Raw genomic sequence first — 21,115 nt, forward strand, 5'->3', positions numbered from 1 at the left:
GTGCCCCAGGGGAGCGCTCACTAAGCTGGCCGATCTTTTTTGATGCAACCCGGAACCACCATGTCTCGAAGTATTGCCCACCTCGCCTTGCTGCTGGGGTTGATCACCGCCATCGGCCCATTCGCCATCGACAGCTATTTGCCCGCGCTGCCCACCCTTGGGGCCAGCCTGCAGGCGTCGCCAGCGGCTGTGCAGATGAGCTTGACGGTGTTCTTCATGATCATTGGCGTGTGCCAGCTGTTCTACGGGCCCATCAGCGATGTGTTCGGCCGCAAGCCGCCGATTTATGCAGGCTTGGTGATTTTTGCCGTGGCCAGCGTCGGTTGTGCGCTGGCCCCCACGATTGAAGTGCTGATTGCCTTTCGTGCCCTGCAAGCGTTTGGTGCGTGCGCCGGCATGGTTATCCCACGGGCCATCGTCCGCGACCTGTATACCGGCCACGAAGCGGCGCGCTTGATGGCTTTGCTGATGCTGGTGATGAGTGTTTCACCGATCCTGGCGCCCTTGGCCGGCAGCGTGGTGATTTCACTGTGGAGCTGGCGTGAAGTGTTCGTCGCGCTGGGCGTCGTCGCGGTGCTGTGCCTGGTGATGACCATCGTACAACTGCCGGAAACCCATCCGGCCGAGCGCCGTTTGGGCAAGACCTTGGGCAGTGCGTTCGGCAGCTATGGCGCCCTGCTCCGTGACCCGGTATTCACTGGCTTGTCGGTGGTGTGTGGCTTTGGCCTGGCGACGTTCTTCGTGTTTATCGGCAGCGCGCCGTTCGTGTATATCGAGTATTTCGGCCTGACACCTACGCAATTCAGCCTGTGCTTTGCGGTCAATGCGGCCTCGTTCTTTGCCATGAGCCAATTGACGGCACGCCTGAGTGCGCGCTTTGGCCTGCCCCCGCTGATTCGCTGGTCGGTTGTCGGCGTTGCCGTGGTCATGACATTGCTGGCCACCTCTACGCTGTGGAGCGACAACCTGGCGCTGATGATGACCCTGCTGTTTATCGGTTTCGGTTTTCTCGGCCTGTTACTGCCGGCCGCGGGGGTGTTGTCCATGGAAGACCATGGTGCCGTGGCGGGTTCCGCGTCGGCGCTGCTCGGTGCGATCCAAATGATCACCGCCGCGGTGTCCATGACCCTGGTCGGCGTGTTCGCCGACCACACGCCGGCGCCCATGTTGGTCGGCATCGCGCTATGTGCCGTCGCCGCAATGCTGGTCACCCTGTGGACCCTGCGGCGTTTGCCGACGCACCTGGCCTGTGCAAGGCCCTGACATTGTTTTGATTGATAGCCGTTATTGGCCGGAATCCGTTCTGGGGCGGGAGCAGGCTTTATAGAATGGCGACCACACTCAAACCACCACCGATGGGTGCTGGAGGTCGTCATGCGTTACCTGCTTATTCTAATGCTGAGCATGGTCAGCACGTTAGCCGCCGCCCAGGGCGAGCCCAATCCGGGCGCTGACACACCGGCCAATCAAACCGACGATTACGCCGAAGACCTCGATATCGCCAAGGCCGTGCGTACCACCAACGCTGCATCCACCACTTGCGGCCCGGTCAAGGGCCATGTTGTGTACGTGGACAGCCGGGGCGTGCGCCACGAACTCGACTACATGCGGCTCGCAGACAGCTGCCCGCACAGTTGAGCGCGCTTACAAATCAAACCGATCCACCGCCCGCCGTCGCTCGTTGTCATCGCGCACGTCATAGCTGGCGGTCGTCTGGATATTGGTGTGATGCGCCAGTTTCTGCGCAATCGACAGGTCATGCTCTTCGATCACCCGGGTGATGAACGAACGCCGGAAATCATGCGGCATGATCTTCACGCCCACCTGTTCGCCGCGCTGACGGGCGATGTAGTAGATCGCGTGCTTGGTAATGCGTTCGCGCGTGATATGGCTGCCGCGACGGATACGATTGAACAGAAAGCTATCGTCCTGTTCGCCGTCCTTGAGGTGCGCGCGGCGAAACTCCAGCCAGGCTTGCAGCTTGGCAAACGCCCAGGCCGGCGCGTACTTGACCAGTTCCTTGTTGCCCTTGCCGATCACGCGCAAGCTGCGTTCGTCGAAGTTGACCTGCGCCAGGTCGAGGTTGACCGACTCCGACTTGCGCATGCCAGAGCCATACAACAGGCCGATCACCGCCGCATCCCGCAGGCCTTGGGGGCGCGGGTCGGCGGCGCAGACTTCCATCATTTCGCGGATCAGTGTGCGGCGCAGGTTACGGCCCTGTCCCAAACGGGTGCCGGGCGTGGCCTTGACCGAGCGCATCTTCAACAGGTGGTCCTGGCTGATCAAGCTCAGGCGCCACGCCTCGTTCATTACCCCGCGTACCGCGTTCACATACAACGAAGACGTGTTCGGCGCATAGCCGTCCTCACGCAACGCGGCGACCAGGGCAATCACCTGTTCAGGTTGCAGCAGGTGCCAGTCGATCTCGTCGAGGTTGATGTCTTCAAAACCCAGCCGGTCGGCCGCGTCCTGCAGCACGTAGCGCATGGTCAGTTGGCTGGAAGGGGCCAGACGGGTGAGGTAGAGGGTCAGCGGGTTGCGGATGGACTCAGTCAAGGTAGATCAGCCTTTGGATTAAATACCTCGACCAAGCCATTGTTTAATCGAGGTATTTAGTGAATTGGCGAGCACCGAGTCTAACGCACGACCGGCCCCTGCACAAAATCACGGGGCCGACTCGTCATCCTCTGTGGCGTTTTCCGGCTGAGGCTGGGCCTGGGATTGGCTCCATTCGGCGTCCTGTTTCTGCATCAGCCCAAACCAATGCTGGCGCATGAACGCCAGGTAGCCGTCCGGCGCCTTGGCGAAGTCACTCTCGTCGCCATAGCAGCCCGGGAGCGGCAACTCGGTGCCCTGCTCCTTGTACTGGCTGACCAGCGCCTGTTGCGCTGCAATAGAGCAGTCCGTCGGCAGCGGCATGCCACGCAGGGCGCCGGCTTCCTCGTCCCACCAGCTCGCGCCAACGCGATCGACACCGCGCAGGCGGTACTTCTGGGATTTGCCCACATGCATGATCAGCTTGAATTCACGAGGGCTGACGTCGCTGGTGCAGGTTCGCGAATAGCCCACCGTGGCCTGGGTCAGGCCATCGCCGGTCAAGTCGGTGACCTTGGTTGCCGCCATGTCAAAGTGCAGCGCTGCGTCGAATTGGCAATGCTGCACATCGTCATACAGCATCCACACGCGTTTGGGATGGTCGCCCGCCAGCAGGTATTGGGCCGCGTAGACGAAGGCCGACTGGGTGCCGTCATCGTCACGCTCACCCACTTGCTCGGCGAGTACCAACAGGTTTTTGCCTTGGCGGTCGTCCCAGGTGTAAGCGGCGACCTGCTTGCCACGCACTTCCACGCCCTCCGGTACCTGCTCGATACTTGTGAGCGCCACCCCGTCGTCGGCCCTTACGGTGGTGACACAGGCCACAGCCATCAACAATCCCAACAACGCAGGCCGCAATTGGCCGCGAAAAAGCTGCACGCTATTCATCCGAGTACCCTGGCAAGAGATGGCTTACTTTACCGGCACTTGAAGGGCATTGCAGAGAAGATTGTTGAATGACAATCGGTCGGCGGCGCAACGCTTTAAAATCCCAGCGGTTTTACCCGGTAAACCTATTGCCTGGCGCTTCAGTCACTTAGCTGAACCCTAGCTGTCTACCTGTCAAATAAACGAGTTTTTCATCCGCCTTTCATATTCGTTCAACATTTTTCCGCTTAACCTTGGCCGCAGAACTTGAGAACAAACCGCGTTTTCCCCGACTAACCTGTTGATTACGCTTTACCTTTCATCTATTTCGTCTTTAATCTGATAGCTATGGAAGAATCTGTTACCCGTCTGCAGGAAAGTCGAATGAATGCCGCAAACCCACGCTACGTTTAATCAGCCAGCGTTTATCGGACTGATTACTGCTGTTTTCACGCTTCAATTGCTCTAGCCCCGAGGTCATGAATCTTTGAAACCCTACCCTATTCATTGCGTGTCGATCGTTATCCCGGTCTACAACGAACAAGAGAGCCTGCCTGAATTGCTGCGTCGCACGACGGCAGCCTGCAAGCAACTGGCTTACGAATACGAAATCATCCTGGTGGATGACGGTAGCCGCGACAACTCGGCCCAATTGCTTGAAGACGCCGCCGCTGAAGACGGCAGCAACGTGGTAGCGGTGATCCTCAACCGTAACTACGGCCAGCATGCAGCGATCATGGCCGGCTTCGAGCAGTGCCGCGGCGAGGTGATCATCACCCTCGACGCCGACCTGCAGAACCCGCCGGAAGAGATCCCGCGCCTGGTGGAACAAGCCGCCCTGGGCTTCGACGTCGTGGCGACCGTGCGTAACAACCGCCAGGACTCGGCCTTCCGTCGCTGGCCGTCGCGCCTGATCAACCTGGCGGTGCAACGCTCCACCGGCGTGGCCATGACCGACTACGGCTGCATGCTGCGCGCCTACCGCCGCACCATCGTCGACGCCATGCTCGCCTGCCGTGAGCGCAGCACCTTTATTCCGATTCTGGCCAACGGCTTTGCCCGGCACACCACCGAGATTCTGGTGCATCACGCCGAGCGCGAACACGGCGAGTCCAAATACAGCGCGATGCGCCTGATCAGCCTGATGTTCGACCTGCTGACCTGCATGACCACCACCCCGCTGCGCCTGCTGAGCATCGTCGGCTTCAGCCTGGCGGCGCTGGGCATGCTGTTTGCCTTCGCACTGGTGTTCCTGCGATTGGTGTTTGGCGCCGAATGGGCCGGCTCAGGCATGTTTGTCCTGTTTGCCGTGTTGTTCGTGTTCACCGGTGGTCAATTCATCGGCATGGGCCTCTTGGGTGAATACCTGGGGCGCATGTACAGTGACGTGCGCGCCCGCCCGCGCTTCTTTATTGAAAAAGTGCTGCGTAACCAACCTGCAGCACCCGCTCCGGTCGTCGTGGTCGACGGCCTGACAAGTTCTCACACTTCCACTTCTCCTTCCGATCAGGTTTCGTCATGAATTCAAAAGCTGTTGTCTTCGCTTATCACGATATTGGCTGTGCAGGCATCGAAGCCCTGCTGACCGCCGGTTACGACATTGCTGCCGTGTTCACCCATGCCGACGACCCCAAGGAAAATAATTTCTACGGCTCCGTCGCTCAACTCTGTGCCCGCAACGGCATCCCGGTACACGCACCGGAAGACGCCAACCACCCGCTGTGGATCGAGCGCATTGCCAAGCTGAACCCGGATTTCATCTTCTCGTTCTACTACCGCAACCTGCTCAGCGAAGCGCTGTTGGCCACCGCCAAAAAAGGCGCGTTCAACCTGCACGGCTCGCTGCTGCCTAAATACCGTGGCCGCGCACCGGCCAACTGGGTGCTGGTCAACGGCGAAACCGAAACCGGCGTGACCCTGCACCGCATGGTCAAGCGTGCCGATGCCGGCGCGATCCTCGCCCAGGAAAAAGTCGTTATCGACCGCACTGACACTGGCCTGACCCTGCACGCCAAGCTGCGTGAAGCGGCCACCAACCTGCTGCGCGATGCCCTGCCACAACTGGCCCAAGGCAAGCTGGCGGAAACTGCCCAGAACGAAAGCCAGGCCACCTACTTCGGCCGCCGCACCGCTGCCGATGGCAAACTGGACTGGAAAAAGCCGGCTGAAGAGCTGTTCAACCTGGTTCGCGCCGTTACCCAACCTTACCCGGGCGCCTTCTGCGCCGTAGGCGAGCACAAACTGATCGTTTGGCAAGCCGACGTGGTCAAGGGCAACGAAGGCATCGCGCCAGGCCGTGTGATCAGCGTCAACCCGCTGCGCATCGCCTGCGGTGAAGATTCCCTGGTGGTCAAGTTTGGCCAGCGCAACGAAAACGGCCTGTACCTGGCCGGTCCGTCCCTGGCCGACGAGTTGGGCCTGGTAGACGGTTCCGTACTGCGCGGCGCCGAGTCCGGCCGCAAGCCACGTCGCACTCGTGTACTGATCCTGGGTGTGAACGGTTTCATCGGTAACCACCTGTCCGAGCGCCTGCTGCGTGACGACCGTTATGAAATCTACGGCCTGGATATCGGTTCCGACGCTATCGAGCGCCTGCGCAGCCACCCGAACTTCCACTATGTGGAAGGCGATATCAGCATTCACTCCGAGTGGATCGAGTACCACATCAAGAAGTGCGACGTGGTCCTGCCGCTGGTGGCCATCGCTACCCCGATCGAATACACCCGTAACCCGCTGCGCGTGTTCGAACTGGACTTTGAAGAGAACCTGAAACTGGTTCGCTACTGCGTCAAGTACAACAAGCGTGTGATCTTCCCGTCGACCTCCGAAGTCTATGGCATGTGCCAGGACCAGTATTTCGACGAAGACACCTCCAACCTGGTGGTTGGCCCGGTCAACAAGCAGCGCTGGATCTACTCGGTCTCCAAGCAATTGCTCGACCGTGTGATCTGGGCTTACGGCGACAAAGGCCTGAACTTCACCCTGTTCCGTCCGTTCAACTGGATGGGCCCGCGCCTGGACCGTCTGGACTCGGCACGTATCGGCAGCTCCCGCGCAATCACCCAGCTGATCCTGAACCTGGTGGAAGGCACGCCGATCCGCCTGTTCGACGGTGGCGAGCAGAAGCGTTGCTTCACCGACATCGCTGACGGCATCGAAGCCCTGGCCCGCATCATTGATAACGACAACGATGTCTGCAACGGCCAGATCATCAACATCGGCAACCCGGAAAACGAAGCCAGCATTCGTCAGCTGGGCGAAGAACTGCTGCGTCAGTTCGAAGCTCACCCGCTGCGCAGCAACTTCCCTCCGTTCGCCGGTTTCCGCGACGTAGAGAGCAAGGCGTTCTACGGCACCGGTTACCAGGACGTGGCACACCGCAAGCCAAGCATCGAAAACGCCAAGCGCCTGCTGAACTGGGAGCCAACCGTTGAGATGAGCGAAACCATCGGTAACACCCTGGACTTCTTCCTCAAAGAAGCCATGCTCGAAATCGCGGACAAGCGCTGATGCAGGCAGGTCTTCGCATCGACGTCGACACCTACCGTGGCACCCGTGAAGGTGTGCCACGGTTGCTGGAGTCCCTGGATGAAGCCGGGGTGAAAGCGACGTTCTTCTTCAGCGTTGGGCCGGACAACATGGGGCGCCACTTGTGGCGCCTCATCCGTCCGCAATTCCTGTGGAAGATGCTGCGTTCCAATGCCGCCGGGCTGTATGGCTGGGATATCTTGCTGGCCGGCACCGCCTGGCCGGGCAAGCCGATTGGTCGTGACCTGGGGCATTTGATGCGCCAGGCCAAGGCCGCCGGCCATGAAGTCGGCCTGCACGCGTGGGACCACCACGGCTGGCAGGCCAACACCGGGCGCTGGAGCGACGCACAACTGGTCGAGCAGATTCGTCGCGGCGTCGACACCTTGAGCGACATTCTCGGTGAACGCATCGACTGTTCTGCCGCCGCCGGCTGGCGTGCCGATGAACGCGTGGTGCAAGCCAAGCAAGGTTTCAACTTTCGCTACAACAGTGATTGCCGGGGCACCAGCCTGTTTCGACCCACCTTGGCCGATGGCAGTGCGGGCACCCCACAAATTCCGGTAGACCTGCCGACCTTCGACGAAGTCGTCGGTCCGGTGGTGGCTGCCAACAATTTCAACAGCTTTATTCTCGACCGGTTTACCGAGTCAAAGCTGAACGTCTACACGATCCACGCAGAAGTAGAAGGGATTCTGATGGCTGAAGATTTTCGCCAATTGCTCGCCCAGGCCGGGCAGCGCGGCATCGACTTCAAACCCTTGGGCGATCTGCTGCCCGCGGATGTGACCACCCTGCCCCAGCAACACCTGGTGCGCGGCGCGTTAAGCGGCCGCGAGGGATGGCTTGGAGTGCAGCAGGCATGATCCGCCGCTGGGCATTGCCCCTGCTCCTGTTGGCGTTTGGTGTGTTTTATCTGTTACCGCTGGCCAGTCATGGCCTGTGGATTCCCGATGAAACCCGTTATGCACAAATCAGCCAGGAAATGCTGCTGACCGGCAAGTGGGCTTCGCCACACTTCATGGGCATCCGCTATTTCGAGAAACCCGCCGCCGGCTATTGGATGATCGCGCTGGGCCAGGCGATGTTCGGGCAAAACCTGTTCGGCGTGCGCTTTGCATCCGCCCTGAGCACCGGGCTGAGCATCCTGCTGGTGTACCTCGTGTCTCGTCGGCTGTGGAACGACCCGCAAAAAAGCCTCGTCAGCACCGTGCTGTACATGAGCTTTGTCAGCGTGGCCCTGCTCGGCGGTTATGCCAACCTGGACCCGCAATTCACCTTCTGGGTCAACCTGACCGGTGTGGCGCTGTGGTTCTGCTTCGACAGCACCACCCGCCGCGGCCGTTTGTGGTCGTGGGCCTTGCTCGGTTTCGCCTGTGGCATGGGTTTCATGACCAAAGGCTTCCTCGCCTGGCTGCTGCCGGTGTTGATCGCCCTGCCCTACGCGATCTGGCAAAAACGCTTTCGTGAATTGCTCGGTTACGGCGTGGTCGCCGTGGTCGTCGCGATTGTGGTCAGCCTGCCGTGGGCACTGGCCGTGCACCTGCAAGAGCCGGACTACTGGAACTTCTTCTTCTGGCACGAGCATATCCAACGCTTTGCCGGCGATGACGCCCAGCATGCCGAGCCCTTCTGGTTCTACCTGCCGCTGATGGTCGCGTTCTCATTGCCGTGGATCGCGCTGCTGCCGTCCACGGTGAAACGTGCGTGGCTGGAAAAGCGCCTGCCTAAAACCGTGTTCCTGCTGTTATGGCTATTGATGCCCCTGGCGTTCTTCAGCCTGGCCAAAGGCAAGCTGCCGTCGTACATCATGCCTTGCCTGCTGCCGTTGGCCCTGCTGATGGGGTCGACCCTGAGCGACAAGCTTGCCCAGGGCCAGGCTCGCGCACTGCGCATCAACGGCTGGCTGAACCTGGGTATCGGTATCGCGGCCTTGTTGGCGATCAGCTGGTTCCAATTGAAGAATCCGGTGTACGAACGCGGTCAGGAAACCCTCAGCCTGGTGCTGGTGTTTACCTTCCTGTTCGGCTGGATTGTGGTCAACCTGCTGCAGGCCGCGCGCCCGTTGAAACTGTGGGCCGCACCGGCGATCGGCAGTTGGTTGCTGGTCGCCTTGGTGCCCGCCGCCCTGCCCCATTCGGTGGTTTACAACAAGACGCCGGATCAGTTCATCATCGACCACCTGCCGGAGCTGCAACCGACCGCCGCCCTGCTTAGCAATGACCTGGGCGCCGCGTCGGCCCTGTCATGGCGTTTGGGCCGCCCGGATGTGAGCCTCTACAACACCGTCGGCGAAGTGAAATACGGCATCGCCTACCCCGACACCGCGCATCGCAAGATCGATACCAGCGAAGTCCAGCAATGGATGAGCGAGGCGCGCAAAAAGGGGTCTGTCGGTGTGGTGATGCGGGTCAAGGGCGACGACGAGGTTGCTGAAGTGAACCTGCTGCCCCAGGACGGTAAACGCTACGAGCAAGGCAATATCGTGATCCTGATCTTCCCACAGGCTGCGCAATGATCACATTGCTTCTGCTATTGAGCGCCTGCCTGCTCACCTGTATGGGCCAGGTTTCGCAAAAGTTTGCCGTGGAAAGCTGGCGCGGCCAGCCGCACGGATGGGCGCCGAAACTGCGTTCCCCGTGGCTGTGGTCGGCACTGGTGTGCCTGGGCCTGGGCCTGTTGGTGTGGCTGCTGGTTTTGCAGCGCCTGGAGGTGGGCATCGCCTACCCGATGCTCAGCTTGAATTTCGTGCTGGTGACGTTGATGGCGCACTTTGTCTTTCATGAGCACATCGATGGCCGTCATTGGCTCGGTGTGGCGCTGGTGATCGGCGGCGTCGTACTGCTCGGGCGTCACGTATGAGCCGCGCGCAAGGGTTTGCCCTGGCCTTGGGCAGCGTCGGCCTGGTGAGCGCCGCTCAACTGGGCATGCGCTGGAGCATGACGCGCCTGCCACTGCCGGACGCCTGGCTGAGCGCGTTCAACAGCAACGCCATTGATCTGGGCGCCCTCGGCGTGGTCATCCTGGCAATCATCGCCTATGCGCTGTCGATGGTCTGCTGGCTTGGCGCGCTCAAGCATTTGCCGCTGGGTCGCGCCTATTCGCTGCTCAGCATCAGCTATGCGCTGGTGTACCTGCTCGCGGCCAGCCTGCCGGTGTTCAACGAACATTTTTCGCTTTCAAAAACCCTGGGGGTGGCGTTGGTCATCCTCGGTGTTCTGGTTATTAACTCTCGTCGTGCTAGCGTTGCAAGCCCCAGGAATGCCCCATGAAAATCAGTGTATTTGGTAGCGGTTACGTCGGTCTGGTACAGGCCACCGTATTGGCCGAAGTCGGTCACGATGTGATCTGCATGGACGTTGACAAGAGCAAGGTCGAGTCGCTTCAGAAAGGCCATGTGACGATCTTCGAACCGGGCCTGGCTGCCATGGTCAAGGAAAACCTGGAAAGTGGCCGCCTGCACTTTACCTATGATGAAAAACTCGCCGTTGAACACGGTGAAGTGCTGTTTATCGCCGTGGGTACACCCTCGGATGAAGACGGCTCGGCCGACCTCAAGTATGTGCTGTCGGTCGGTGACGCGGTGTCCCGCCATCGTGTGGAACCGGTGATTCTGGTGGAAAAATCCACCGTACCCGTCGGCACCGGCGACACCTTGCGCGCCCATATCGAAAAAAACCTGCACATCGCGGGCCGTCACCTGGAATTCGATATCGTCTCCAACCCGGAATTCCTCAAGGAAGGCACGGCCGTCGCCGATTGCCGCCGCCCGGACCGCATTATCATCGGTTGCGAACGTGAAGAAGTGCGTGAAGTGATGCGCGACCTGTATGCGCCCTTCAACCGCAACCACGACCGCATCATTTTCATGGACCTGCGCAGCGCCGAACTGACCAAGTACGCCGCCAACTGCATGCTGGCCACCAAGATCAGCTTCATCAACCAGATCGCCGAGCTGGCCGAACACCTGGGTGCGGACATCGAAGCCGTACGCCTGGGCATCGGCGCCGACTCGCGGATCGGCTACCACTTCATCTACCCGGGTTGCGGCTACGGTGGTTCGTGCTTCCCCAAAGACATGCGCGCCTTGATCCACAGCGCCAAGGAAGCCAACTGCTCCAGCGACCTGCTTGAAGCGGTCGAAGCCATCAACCAGCGCCAGAAGAGCAAGCTGTTCGAACGTATCAACGCTTACTTCAAGGGTGAACTGAAAGGCAAGACGTTCGCGTTGTGGGGCCTGGCCTTCAAGCCCAACACCGATGACATGCGTGATGCACCGAGCCGTGTGCTGATGGAAGCCCTTTGGGCCGCAGGCGCCAATGTCCGTGCGTTTGACCCTGAAGCCATGCAGGAAACCCAGCGCATCTACGGTGACGAGTCGCGCCTGACGTTGCTGGGCACGCCGGAGTCCGCCTTGAGCGGCGCCGATGCGCTGATCGTCTGCACCGAATGGCAGCAGTTCAAGGCCCCGGATTTCGACCTGATCCTCGACCGTCTGAAAAACCCGGTGATTTTCGACGGTCGCAACCTTTACGACGGCGAGCGCCTGGCGCGCAAAGGCTTCAAATACTTCCCAATGGGTCGTGGCGATTCCTGCGAGTTGCCGATCCCTCAGCAAAACTGGGTAGCGCCGGTCAAGGAAGACTGACACGTGAACAAAGCTCAACCGCCCTTGCTTACTGCAACGATCCGCAACCAGTCGCTGGGGCTTGGGCTCCTTGCGCTGGTGCTGTTTATCGTCGGCAATTGGCACCAGGCTATCATCGGGTTCGACTCGCGCTTCGTGGTGTTTGCACAAGAGATGCTGCGCCATGGGCCGAGCTTCTTTCCCACCACCTATGGCCAGCCCTACGCTGACTATCTGGCGACCTCGACACTGCTGACGTGGCTGTTGTCCTTGCCGTTCGGCCAGGTCACCAGCCTGACGGCATGGCTGCCGACGTCGATTGCGTCGGCACTGATCGTAACCCTGGTGTACCGCCTCACGGCGCCCTACTCCACGCGCTGGGGTCTGTTGAGCATCGCGATGTTGCTGCTCAGCAGCACCTTCATCAGTGAAACCCGTGCGGTGTCCCTGGACCAGATGCTCGCCGCCATCGCCCTGACGGTGTTCTACCTCGGTTATGCCCACGATCACTTCGGTGCCGCCAAGCGCCTGCATTGGTTGTTCCTGCTGGTGATTCTCGGCTTTGCAGTGCGTGGGCCAATCGGCCTGGTGATCCCAACCGGCGTGCTCTGCAGCTATTACCTGATCAATCGGCAATGGCGCCAACTGTTCACCTTTGGTGTGCTGGCGCTGGCCCTGTTGGTGGCGTGTGTCGGCCTGCTGTTGCTGCTGGCCAAGCTCAGCGGTGGCGAAGACTTCATGCAGGACGTGATCCGCATGCAGTTCCTCGGGCGCATGGACGGCACCGAAGGCTCCAGCGGCGTGTTGTATTACTTCACCAGTTCCATGGGCAACTATGCGCTGGCCTACCCGCTGGCGCTGTTGGTGCTGGTGGCGGTGGTCATCGGCGGGCGCCGCGCGCCGGACCCGGCGCTGAAACTGGTGGTGTATTGCGCAGCGGCCGGTCTGCTGGTGATGCTGGGCTTGTCGGTACCCCAAGCGAAAAAGGCGCGCTACATCCTGCCGATGCTGCCCATGGCGGCGATCATTGCGGCCTACCCGTTCCAGGTCACCCAGGGGCGGCTGTTCGCGGCGCTCCGCGGCCTGATCCTGGGCATCTGGACGCTGTTGCCGGCGCTCCTGGTGATAGGCTTGGTGGTGGCGCGCAAGCGCTACCCGGCCCAGTTGGACAACCTTGGGTTGATCTTCACGTTACTGGGCGTGCTTCAGGGGTTGGCATTGCTGTCACTCCTCAAAGCACGCCTGCGCACGCTGGGGCCCGCATTCGCGGCGGTGCTGGCGCTCTGGTCAACCTACATCGTGGTGGTCGAACCGCTGGAACGTACGCTCTACGACACCCGCACCTTTACCCTCGCAGTCAAGGCGCACATCATGCAGCAACCGGCACCGGTGGTACTGCATGGCTTGGGTAAAGACGCGAAAGCCATCAAGTTCATGGTCAACTTCAACTGCGATAAGGTCCCGCTGTTCACCCAATCGCCCGCCGATCTGGCCCCGCTGCAAGGGCCGGCCTGGCTGGTGATGAGTGCTCAGGACTTCGAAAAACTGCAAGATCCACGCTTGCGCTCGATCACACCGACGCTCAGCGGGGAGTTCGACAAAGACCCTTATGTGTTGCTGCATCTGAAGAAAGCTTCCGCGCCTTGATCGCAGGCGCTGAACGCTGTCACAGCGGTCTGACAGAAACAACGCCCACTCCTCAAAAAGTGGGCGTTTTTCGTTATTAGCGCCAGGAAAGCGCCTACGTCGCTATGCGTAAAGGCTGGTGCGCTTTGCCTTCCGATGCCTGGAACCGAAATGTAGACTCGTTCGCCAAGTGCGTTAACTATTTACTTCAGGACGCTGCCATCCCCTCTACGCACAGTGGCTGCCATTATTAAAAGGGCAATACCGTGCCAGAAGATTTGTTGCTTATTCCTGCGCCGCGGCTGGATCGGCTGATGGAGCTGCGCGACGCGCTGGTGGCGTTGAAAGGCCCATTGGCCAACAACACTGCGCTACAGGAGAACCTGCAAAGGCAGTTGTTCAATGAAGAGACCCGTACACGTGTGCTCGGGCGGATCAACCGGCCGTTCACCCAGAACACACGCTTAACCCCTTGTGGCGAGGCGTTTTAACTCACTCTTTTTGCATTCAACCTTCATTAATATGCATTGGCACCCCTGTGCTCCGGTCGGCACACTGTTAAGGGTTCCTCCCCCAACTATTGGAACGCTCAAAGGGCTTTCGCGGGAAACCTGCCAAGCCCTTTTTTTCGCCTGTTATTTACGGACTGCTCCGATGCTCGCTCGCTGGTTACCCGCTGCAATCAATACCCGCCCTGCCGAATGGAGCCGCGCCGCAATCGGCATGGCCTTGGGCACGCTCTTCAGTGTCTGGGTGTGTGCTCGGCTCTTTGGCATGGACGTCGCGCTGCACCTGCTCGGCCCCCTGGGGGCTTCCGCCGTGCTGCTGTTTGCGGTGTCGTCCGGTGCGTTGGCGCAGCCCTGGTCGATCATCGGCAGCTACTTATGTGCCGCGGTGGTGGGGTTGCTGGTCGCACGGGTGCTCGGGCGTACCCTGGGCAGCGCGTGTCTGGCGGCCGGCATGACCGTCATCCTGATGTGCTGGCTACGTTGTTTGCACCCACCGGCCGGTGGCCTGGCCATGACCCTGGTCCTTGCCGATCCGGCCTCAATCGCGCTGGGTTGGCACGAGTTGGGCCCGGTCATGCTCGGCGCGAGCGCCCTGCTCGCGTGTGCGCTGGCCTATAACAATGCCACGCGCACGCGCTATCCCAAGGGTCCAGTCGAGTCGCCTGCGGTCATCATCGGCCGTGCTGCACCGGCGCTGGACGCCTCGATCACCGCAGCCGACCTGAAACAGGCCATGGCCGAAATGGAGCAGTTTTACGACGTGCAACCTGCCGAGCTGGAACAACTGATTCACGCGGCCGAAGGCCATGCGCGGCGGCGCAGCATTGGCGAGGTGCTGGCCGGCCGAGTCGCGTGAGCTGATCTGCATAAATGCAAAAACGACCTGCATGATTCCGGGTTGTACGGGGCAAATTTGCACTGGTACGATCGCGAGAAGGTTCGTTCACGGACATCTTGATAAAGAACAATAAAAGCAGGGAGTTACAGATGACTGCTCAGGTTTCATCCGAAGCAAGCCACGCCGAGGCTCTTCAACCGGAGGGCCGCCAGCACGAGGTGCTGGCCGAGGTGCGCAACCATATCGGCCACCTCACCCTCAATCGCCCCGCCGGCTTGAACGCCATCACCCTGGAGATGGTCCGCAGCCTGACGGCGCAGTTACAGGCCTGGGCGGATGATCCGCAGGTTTACGCCGTGGTCCTGCGCGGCGCCGGTGAAAAAGCCTTCTGTGCCGGTGGCGACATCCGTTCGCTGTACGACAGCTTCAAGAACGGCGACACCCTGCACCAAGCCTTTTTCGTTGAAGAATACGCACTCGACCTGGCCATTCATCATTACCGCAAACCTGTCTTGGCGCTGATGGACGGGTTCGTGTTGGGCGGCGGCATGGGCCTGGTGCAAGGTGCCGACCTGCGCGTAGTCACTGAGCGCAGCCGCCTCGCCATGCCGGAAGTGGCCATCGGCTATTTCCCGGATGTGGGCGGTAGCTACTTCCTGCCGCGTATTCCGGGCGAACTGGGGATTTACCTCGGCCTGACCGGCGTGCAGATTCGCGCGGCCGATGCACTGTATTGCGGCTTGGCGGACTGGTCTATCGACAGCGCCAAACTCAGCGACCTCGACCACAAGCTCAATCAACTGCAATGGCAGGATTCACCGCTCAAGGACCTGCAAGGCGTATTGGCCAAACTGGCGGTGCAGCAATTGCCCGATGCGCCCCTGGCCGCACTGCGACCTGCGATCGACCATTTCTTCGCCTTGCCGGATGTGCCGAGCATCATTGAGCAATTGCAGGAAGTCACCGTCGCCGACAGCCACGAATGGGCCCTGAGCACCGTCGAGCTGATGCAAACCCGCTCGCCGCTGGCCATGGCCGTGACCCTGAAAATGCTGCGCCGTGGCCGCCGTCTGCCGCTGGAGCAGTGCTTTGCCCTGGAACTGCACCTGGATCGCCAGTGGTTCGAGCGCGGCGACCTGATCGAAGGGGTGCGGGCGCTGATCATCGATAAAGACAAAGCCCCCCGTTGGAACCCGCCGACTGTCCAAGGGCTGGACGCCAGCCATGTCGACAGCTTCTTCCGCGACTTCGTGCAGAGTGGGAAATAGGTCATGCAAGATATTGAATACACTGAAGAACAGGTAATGATCCGTGACATGGCGCGCGACTTTGCCCGTGGCGAAATCGCCCCGCATGCGCAAGCCTGGGAAAAGGCCGGCTGGATCGATGACGCTCTGGTCGCAAAAATGGGTGAATTGGGCCTGTTGGGCATGGTGGTGCCTGAAGAATGGGGCGGCACCTATGTCGACTACGTGGCGTATGCGCTGGCGGTAGAAGAGATCTCCGCCGGTGATGGCGCGACCGGCGCACTGATGAGTATCCATAACTCAGTGGGTTGCGGGCCACTTCTCAACTACGGCACACACGAGCAGAAACAAACCTGGCTGCCTGACCTTGCCAGCGGCCAAGCCATCGGCTGCTTCTGCCTGACCGAACCCCAGGCCGGCTCCGAAGCCCACAACCTGCGGACCCGCGCTGAACTGCGTGATGGCCAGTGGGTCATCAATGGCGCCAAGCAGTTTGTCAGCAACGGCAAGCGCGCCAAGCTGGCCATTGTGTTTGCGGTGACTGACCCGACGTTGGGCAAGAAGGGCATTTCCGCGTTCCTGGTGCCCACTCAGACGCCGGGCTTCGTGGTTGATCGCACGGAGCACAAGATGGGCATTCGCGCCTCGGATACCTGCGCCGTCACACTCAGCGAGTGCACCGTGCCCGAAGCCAACCTGCTGGGTGAGCGCGGTAAAGGCCTGGCCATTGCCCTGTCCAACCTCGAAGGCGGGCGCATCGGGATTGCCGCCCAAGCGCTGGGCATTGGACGGGCGGCGTTTGAGGCGGCGCTGGCGTATGCCCGTGATCGCGTGCAATTCAACCAGGCAATCATTGAGCACCAGAGCATTGCCAACCTGCTGGCAGACATGCAAACCCAGCTCAACGCCGCACGCTTGCTGATCCTGCACGCCGCGCGCCTGCGCAGTGCCGGCAAGCCGTGCTTGTCGGAAGCCTCCCAGGCCAAGCTGTTTGCCTCGGAAATGGCCGAAAAGGTCTGCTCTTCAGCGGTGCAGATTCATGGCGGGTATGGGTATCTTGAGGATTACCCGGTGGAGCGTTACTACCGGGATGCGAGGATTACACAGATTTACGAAGGGACCAGTGAGATTCAGCGGATGGTGATTGCCCGAGCACTGAAGGACTACCAGCTCTGACAGATACGCCGCTCCCACCTGTGGGAGCGGGCTTGCCCTAATGCCAGTCAGTTAAGCGAACGAAATGCTCAATGCAGCGAAGATCAAATGTGGGAGCGGGCTTGCTCGCGAAGGCGGCCTGAAGCAAACATTGATGTTGATTGACCCACCGCTTTCGCGAGCAAGCCCGCTCCCACCATGGGGTCTACCGTGTTTTTGGGGTCAGCTTACTGGTCCTTGAACTCAGGCGCGCGCTTGGCCACAAATGCCGCCATGCCTTCCTTCTGGTCTTGCGTCGCAAACGCTGCGTGGAACACCCGACGTTCAAAGCGCACGCCTTCGGACAGGCTCACTTCAAACGCACGGTTCACACTTTCCTTGACCATCATGCTGATCGGTACTGACTTGCCAGCAATCAGCGTGGCGACTTTCAGCGCCTCTTCCAGCAGTTCATCGGCCGGCACAATGCGCGCGACAATCCCGCAGCGCTCAGCTTCCACCGCATCGATAAAGCGCCCGGTCAGGCACATTTCCATGGCCTTGGCCTTGCCCACCGCGCGAGTCAGGCGCTGCGTGCCGCCCATGCCCGGCAAGACACCGAGGTTGATTTCCGGCTGACCGAACTTCGCCGTATCACCGGCCAGGATAAAGTCGCACATCAACGCCAGTTCGCAGCCGCCGCCCAAGGCGAAGCCGTTAACGGCCGCAATGATCGGCTTGCGGCGGTTGGCCACGCGGTCACTGTCGCTGAACAGGTCGTCGAGGTAGATTTGCGGGTACGTCAGCTCGGCCATTTCCTTGATGTCGGCACCGGCGGCGAAGGCTTTTTTTGAGCCGGTCAACACGATGCAGCCGATTTCCGGGTTAGCTTCCATGCTGTCGAGGGCCTGGTTCAACTCGCTGACCAATTGCGCGTTCAAGGCATTCAGCGCTTGCGGGCGATTAAGCGTAATCAGCCCGACGCGGCCCTGCACTTCGAGCAAAATGGTTTCGTAACTCATGTATTGGCTCCTTAAAGATTGCGTGAGATGACCATGCGTTGAATGTCGCTGGTGCCTTCGTAAATCTGGCAGACCCGCACATCGCGGTAGATCCGCTCCAACGGGAAGTCGTTCAGGTAACCGTAACCGCCCAAGGTTTGCAAGGCGGCCGAGCAGACTTTCTCGGCCATTTCCGAAGCAAACAGTTTGGCCATGGAGGCTTCGACCAGCGCCGGCTTGCCGCTGTCGCGCAGGGCGGCGGCGTAATGCACCATCTGCCGGGCCACCGCGATTTGAGTGGCCATGTCCGCCAGACGGAAGGCCACCGCCTGGTGTTCAATCAACGCTTTACCGAAGCTTTCGCGCTCGCGTGCATAGTCGCGTGCCGCTTCAAACGCGGCGCGGGCCATGCCCACCGATTGCGAGGCAATCCCCACGCGGCCGCCTTCGAGGTTGGCCAGGGCGATTTTGTAGCCTTCGCCCTCCTCGCCCAAGCGATTGGCGACGGGCACTTTCACATCCTCAAACAGAATCTGGCACGTGTCGGAAGCGTGTTGGCCCAGCTTGTCTTCCACCCGCGCGACCGTGTAGCCCGGCGAGTCGGTCGGCACGATAAACGCGCTGATCCCACGTTTGCCGGCTGCCGGGTCGGTGACTGCAAACACAATCACAATGCCGGCGTTCTGCCCGGAGGTGATGAACTGTTTGCAACCATTGAGCACGTAATACTCGCCTTCAAGGCGCGCACGGGTTTTCAGGCTGCTGGCATCAGAGCCTGCCTGTGGCTCGGTCAATGCGAAGGCACCGAGCATGGCGCCACTGGCCAAGGGTTTGAGAAACTGTTCTTTCTGCTGATCGTTGCCGAACTTGAGAATCGGCACGCAACCCACCGAGTTGTGCACGCTCATGATGGTCGAGCAGGCGCCGTCACCGGCGGCGATTTCTTCCAGCGCCATGGCATAGGCCAGGTAGCCGGTGTCGCAACCGCCCCACTGCTCCGGCACCAACATGCCGAAAAAGCCCAGCTCGGCCATTTCGCCGATGGCTTCCTTGGGGAAACGGTGCTCGCGGTCCCATTCGGCGGCGAACGGTTTCAGGCGTTCCTGGGCAAATTGCCGGGCCGCCTCGCTGATTTGCACTTGTTCGTCATTGGGCAGCATGTTGAGTCCTTAATACAGACATTCGACGGCCATGGCCGTGGCTTCACCACCGCCGATGCAGATGGCGGCAACGCCGCGCTTGAGGCCTTTCTGGCGCAGGGCCGAGAGCAAGGTCACCAGGATGCGCGCGCCGGAGGCGCCGATCGGATGCCCCAACGCACAGGCGCCGCCGTGCACGTTGACCTTGCTGTGGGGGATTTCCAGCTTGCTCATGGTCACCAGGCTGACGACCGCGAAGGCTTCGTTGATCTCGAACAAGTCCACCTCGCCCAGGTGCCAGCCGGTCTTGCTCATCAGCTTGCGAATCGCGCCCACCGGCGCCACCGGAAACAGCCCCGGCTCATCGGCAAAGGCCGCATGCCCGTGGATCACTGCCAGCGGCTTGAGACCACGTTTTTGCGCCTCGGACTGGCGCATCAGCAGCAACGCCGCCGCACCATCGGAGATCGAGCTGGCGTTGGCCGCCGTCACCGTGCCGCCTTCACGAAACGCCGGTTTCAGGCTGCTGATCTTGTCCAGCCTGGCCTTGGGTGGTTGTTCGTCATGCACGATGGTTTTTTGCTCTTTACCGACAGTCACCTGTACCGGGACAATCTCCGCAGCGAAGCTGCCGTCGGTAATCGCCGCTTGCGCCCGGGTCAGCGAGGCGATGGCAAACGCGTCCTGGGCTTCACGGGTAAACCCGTTGTGCTCGGCGCAGTCTTCGGCAAAGGTGCCCATCAGGCGACCCTTGTCATACGCATCTTCCAGGCCGTCGAGAAACATATGGTCGATCACCTTGCCGTGGCCCATGCGGTAGCCGCTGCGCGCACGGTCCAGCAGGTACGGCGCGTTGGACATGCTCTCCATGCCACCGGCGATCACCACCTCGACACTGCCGGCCAACAGCGCGTCGTGGGCCAGCATGGTCGCTTCCATGCCTGAGCCACACATCTTGTTCAGCGTGGTGCAGCGGGTGGCCTTGTCCAGCCCGGCACCCAGGGCCGCCTGACGCGCAGGCGCCTGGCCCAGGCCTGCAGGCAGTACACAGCCGAACAGCACTTCATCCACGGCATCGGACGCAATGCCGGCCCGCTCGACCGCCGCGCGAATCGCGGCGGCGCCCAGTTGCGGCGCGGTCAGCCCTTTGAGGTCGCCCTGGAAGCCGCCCATGGGCGTGCGCACGGCGCTGACAATAACGATCGGATCGTTCATGGATAATCCTCCTTACCTGGCAGCCATGCGCAAGGCACCGTCGAGACGGATCACCTCGCCATTGAGCATGCTGTTTTCAATGATGTGTCGCACCAGCGCAGCGTATTCGGACGGTTTGCCCAGGCGTGGCGGAAACGGCACGCCGGCGGCCAGGGAGTCGCGCACTTCGGGGGTCATGCCCGCCATCATTGGCGTTTCGAAAATGCCGGGGGCAATGGTCATCACCCGAATGCCATAGCGCGCCAATTCACGCGCGGCGGGCAAGGTCAGGCTGGCGATGGCGCCTTTGGAGGCGGAATACGCGGCCTGGCCAATCTGCCCGTCAAACGCTGCCACCGATGCGGTGTTGATGATTACACCGCGCTCACCGTCGGCATCCGCCTCGGTGTCAGCGATGGCCGCAGCGGCCAGGCGCAGCAGGTTGAAGCTACCGATCAGGTTGACGTTGATCACCTGGGCGAAGCTGGCCAGCCCGTGGGGGCCGTTCTTGCCGAGGATCTTCTCGCCGCGTACCACACCGGCGCAGTTAATCAGGCCATGTAAACCACCAAAGGCTGCAACGGTGGCGTGAACGGCAGCTTCAGCCGCGGCTTCCTGGCTGATATCCGCCACCACGCTGCAGGCGTTCTCGCCAAGCTGTTGGGCTTTGGCCGCCACGGCCTCGGCGTTCAGGTCCACCAGCATCACTTTGGCTCCGGCGGCGATGAGCATTTGCGCGGTGGCCGCGCCGAGGCCCGAAGCACCGCCGCTGACCAGGAATACCTTGTTTTCAATCTGCATCACTGT

At 60.9% G+C, this 21,115-nt stretch carries 20 protein-coding genes; 14 read left to right on the forward strand and 6 right to left on the reverse strand.

Translation table 11 applies throughout. The features are described 5' to 3' along the window. The first annotated feature begins 60 nt into the window (after positions 1-60). Positions 61-1,263 carry a multidrug effflux MFS transporter gene (locus JFT85_RS02000; protein ID WP_053256011.1) on the forward strand — a complete coding sequence of 401 codons (1,203 nt, stop codon included), beginning with the start codon at positions 61-63 and terminating at the stop codon, positions 1,261-1,263. A gap of 111 nt (positions 1,264-1,374) precedes the next feature. Continuing rightward, a complete protein-coding gene (locus JFT85_RS02005) occupies positions 1,375-1,638 on the forward strand; it encodes a DUF2790 domain-containing protein (protein WP_201229036.1) in 264 nt (87 codons plus the stop codon). 6 nt (positions 1,639-1,644) lie between these two features. Here the strand turns inward: JFT85_RS02005 and JFT85_RS02010 are convergent, their stop codons facing one another. After that, positions 1,645-2,559, reverse strand: coding sequence for a site-specific integrase (locus JFT85_RS02010; protein ID WP_201229039.1), 915 nt, complete (start codon positions 2,557-2,559; stop codon positions 1,645-1,647). Between the two features lie 108 nt (positions 2,560-2,667). Further along, a complete protein-coding gene (locus JFT85_RS02015; protein ID WP_201229041.1) occupies positions 2,668-3,486 on the reverse strand; it encodes a M949_RS01915 family surface polysaccharide biosynthesis protein in 819 nt (272 codons plus the stop codon). 466 nt (positions 3,487-3,952) lie between these two features. Between JFT85_RS02015 and arnC the strand changes: the two genes are divergently transcribed. From arnC to JFT85_RS02075, 12 genes are all read left to right on the forward strand, one after another. Further along, a complete protein-coding gene (arnC, locus tag JFT85_RS02020; RefSeq protein WP_053256007.1) occupies positions 3,953-4,987 on the forward strand; it encodes an undecaprenyl-phosphate 4-deoxy-4-formamido-L-arabinose transferase in 1,035 nt (344 codons plus the stop codon). Further along, positions 4,984-6,975 carry a bifunctional UDP-4-amino-4-deoxy-L-arabinose formyltransferase/UDP-glucuronic acid oxidase ArnA gene (arnA, locus tag JFT85_RS02025; RefSeq protein ID WP_053256006.1) on the forward strand — a complete coding sequence of 664 codons (1,992 nt, stop codon included), beginning with the start codon at positions 4,984-4,986 and terminating at the stop codon, positions 6,973-6,975. Before arnC ends, arnA begins: the two co-directional genes overlap by 4 nt. Further along, positions 6,975-7,859 (forward strand): 4-deoxy-4-formamido-L-arabinose-phosphoundecaprenol deformylase, encoded by an 885-nt coding sequence (gene arnD, locus JFT85_RS02030; protein WP_053256005.1) that lies wholly within the window; start codon positions 6,975-6,977, stop codon positions 7,857-7,859. Before arnA ends, arnD begins: the two co-directional genes overlap by 1 nt. Continuing rightward, positions 7,856-9,511: a lipid IV(A) 4-amino-4-deoxy-L-arabinosyltransferase gene (gene arnT / locus JFT85_RS02035; protein ID WP_201229043.1), complete on the forward strand. Its 1,656-nt coding sequence runs from the start codon at positions 7,856-7,858 to the stop codon at positions 9,509-9,511. The genes arnD and arnT overlap by 4 nt, the downstream gene beginning before the upstream one ends. Next, the gene (gene arnE / locus JFT85_RS02040; protein ID WP_053256003.1) at positions 9,508-9,855 is read left to right on the forward strand and encodes a 4-amino-4-deoxy-L-arabinose-phosphoundecaprenol flippase subunit ArnE; all 348 of its coding nucleotides are present in this window, start codon (positions 9,508-9,510) and stop codon (positions 9,853-9,855) included. Before arnT ends, arnE begins: the two co-directional genes overlap by 4 nt. Continuing rightward, entirely contained in the window at positions 9,852-10,265 is a 414-nt protein-coding gene (arnF, locus tag JFT85_RS02045; protein WP_053256002.1) for a 4-amino-4-deoxy-L-arabinose-phosphoundecaprenol flippase subunit ArnF, read from the forward strand. The genes arnE and arnF overlap by 4 nt, the downstream gene beginning before the upstream one ends. Then, positions 10,262-11,641: a UDP-glucose dehydrogenase family protein gene (locus tag JFT85_RS02050; protein WP_053256001.1), complete on the forward strand. Its 1,380-nt coding sequence runs from the start codon at positions 10,262-10,264 to the stop codon at positions 11,639-11,641. The genes arnF and JFT85_RS02050 overlap by 4 nt, the downstream gene beginning before the upstream one ends. Positions 11,642-11,644: 3 nt before the next feature. Beyond that, positions 11,645-13,267 carry a glycosyltransferase gene (locus JFT85_RS02055; RefSeq protein ID WP_201229045.1) on the forward strand — a complete coding sequence of 541 codons (1,623 nt, stop codon included), beginning with the start codon at positions 11,645-11,647 and terminating at the stop codon, positions 13,265-13,267. Between the two features lie 281 nt (positions 13,268-13,548). Continuing rightward, the gene (locus tag JFT85_RS02060; RefSeq protein WP_262385171.1) at positions 13,549-13,737 is read left to right on the forward strand and encodes a type VI secretion system contractile sheath small subunit; all 189 of its coding nucleotides are present in this window, start codon (positions 13,549-13,551) and stop codon (positions 13,735-13,737) included. 163 nt (positions 13,738-13,900) lie between these two features. Beyond that, complete coding sequence (locus JFT85_RS02065) at positions 13,901-14,611, forward strand: HPP family protein (RefSeq protein ID WP_053255999.1); 711 nt, start codon at positions 13,901-13,903, stop codon at positions 14,609-14,611. A gap of 131 nt (positions 14,612-14,742) precedes the next feature. Continuing rightward, positions 14,743-15,861, forward strand: a complete 1,119-nt coding sequence (locus JFT85_RS02070; RefSeq protein WP_053255998.1) for an enoyl-CoA hydratase/isomerase family protein — start codon at positions 14,743-14,745, stop codon at positions 15,859-15,861. Between the two features lie 3 nt (positions 15,862-15,864). After that, on the forward strand, positions 15,865-17,016 hold the full coding sequence (locus JFT85_RS02075) for an acyl-CoA dehydrogenase family protein (protein WP_201229048.1): 1,152 nt from the start codon (positions 15,865-15,867) through the stop codon (positions 17,014-17,016). A 206-nt stretch (positions 17,017-17,222) separates the two neighbouring features. Here the strand turns inward: JFT85_RS02075 and JFT85_RS02080 are convergent, their stop codons facing one another. Genes JFT85_RS02080 through JFT85_RS02095 form a run of 4 tightly spaced genes read right to left on the reverse strand, consistent with a single transcriptional unit; the run spans position 17,223 to position 21,109 of the window. Beyond that, positions 17,223-17,996, reverse strand: coding sequence for an enoyl-CoA hydratase (locus JFT85_RS02080; RefSeq protein ID WP_201229050.1), 774 nt, complete (start codon positions 17,994-17,996; stop codon positions 17,223-17,225). 11 nt (positions 17,997-18,007) lie between these two features. After that, positions 18,008-19,135, reverse strand: coding sequence for an acyl-CoA dehydrogenase (locus JFT85_RS02085; protein ID WP_053255995.1), 1,128 nt, complete (start codon positions 19,133-19,135; stop codon positions 18,008-18,010). A gap of 9 nt (positions 19,136-19,144) precedes the next feature. Then, a complete protein-coding gene (locus tag JFT85_RS02090) occupies positions 19,145-20,329 on the reverse strand; it encodes an acetyl-CoA C-acyltransferase (protein ID WP_053255994.1) in 1,185 nt (394 codons plus the stop codon). A gap of 12 nt (positions 20,330-20,341) precedes the next feature. Then, positions 20,342-21,109: an SDR family NAD(P)-dependent oxidoreductase gene (locus JFT85_RS02095; RefSeq protein WP_201229052.1), complete on the reverse strand. Its 768-nt coding sequence runs from the start codon at positions 21,107-21,109 to the stop codon at positions 20,342-20,344. Positions 21,110-21,115 lie beyond the last annotated feature (6 nt).

It is taken from the genome of Pseudomonas sp. TH04 (assembly GCF_016651355.1).
Lineage (GTDB): Bacteria > Pseudomonadota > Gammaproteobacteria > Pseudomonadales > Pseudomonadaceae > Aquipseudomonas > Aquipseudomonas fluorescens.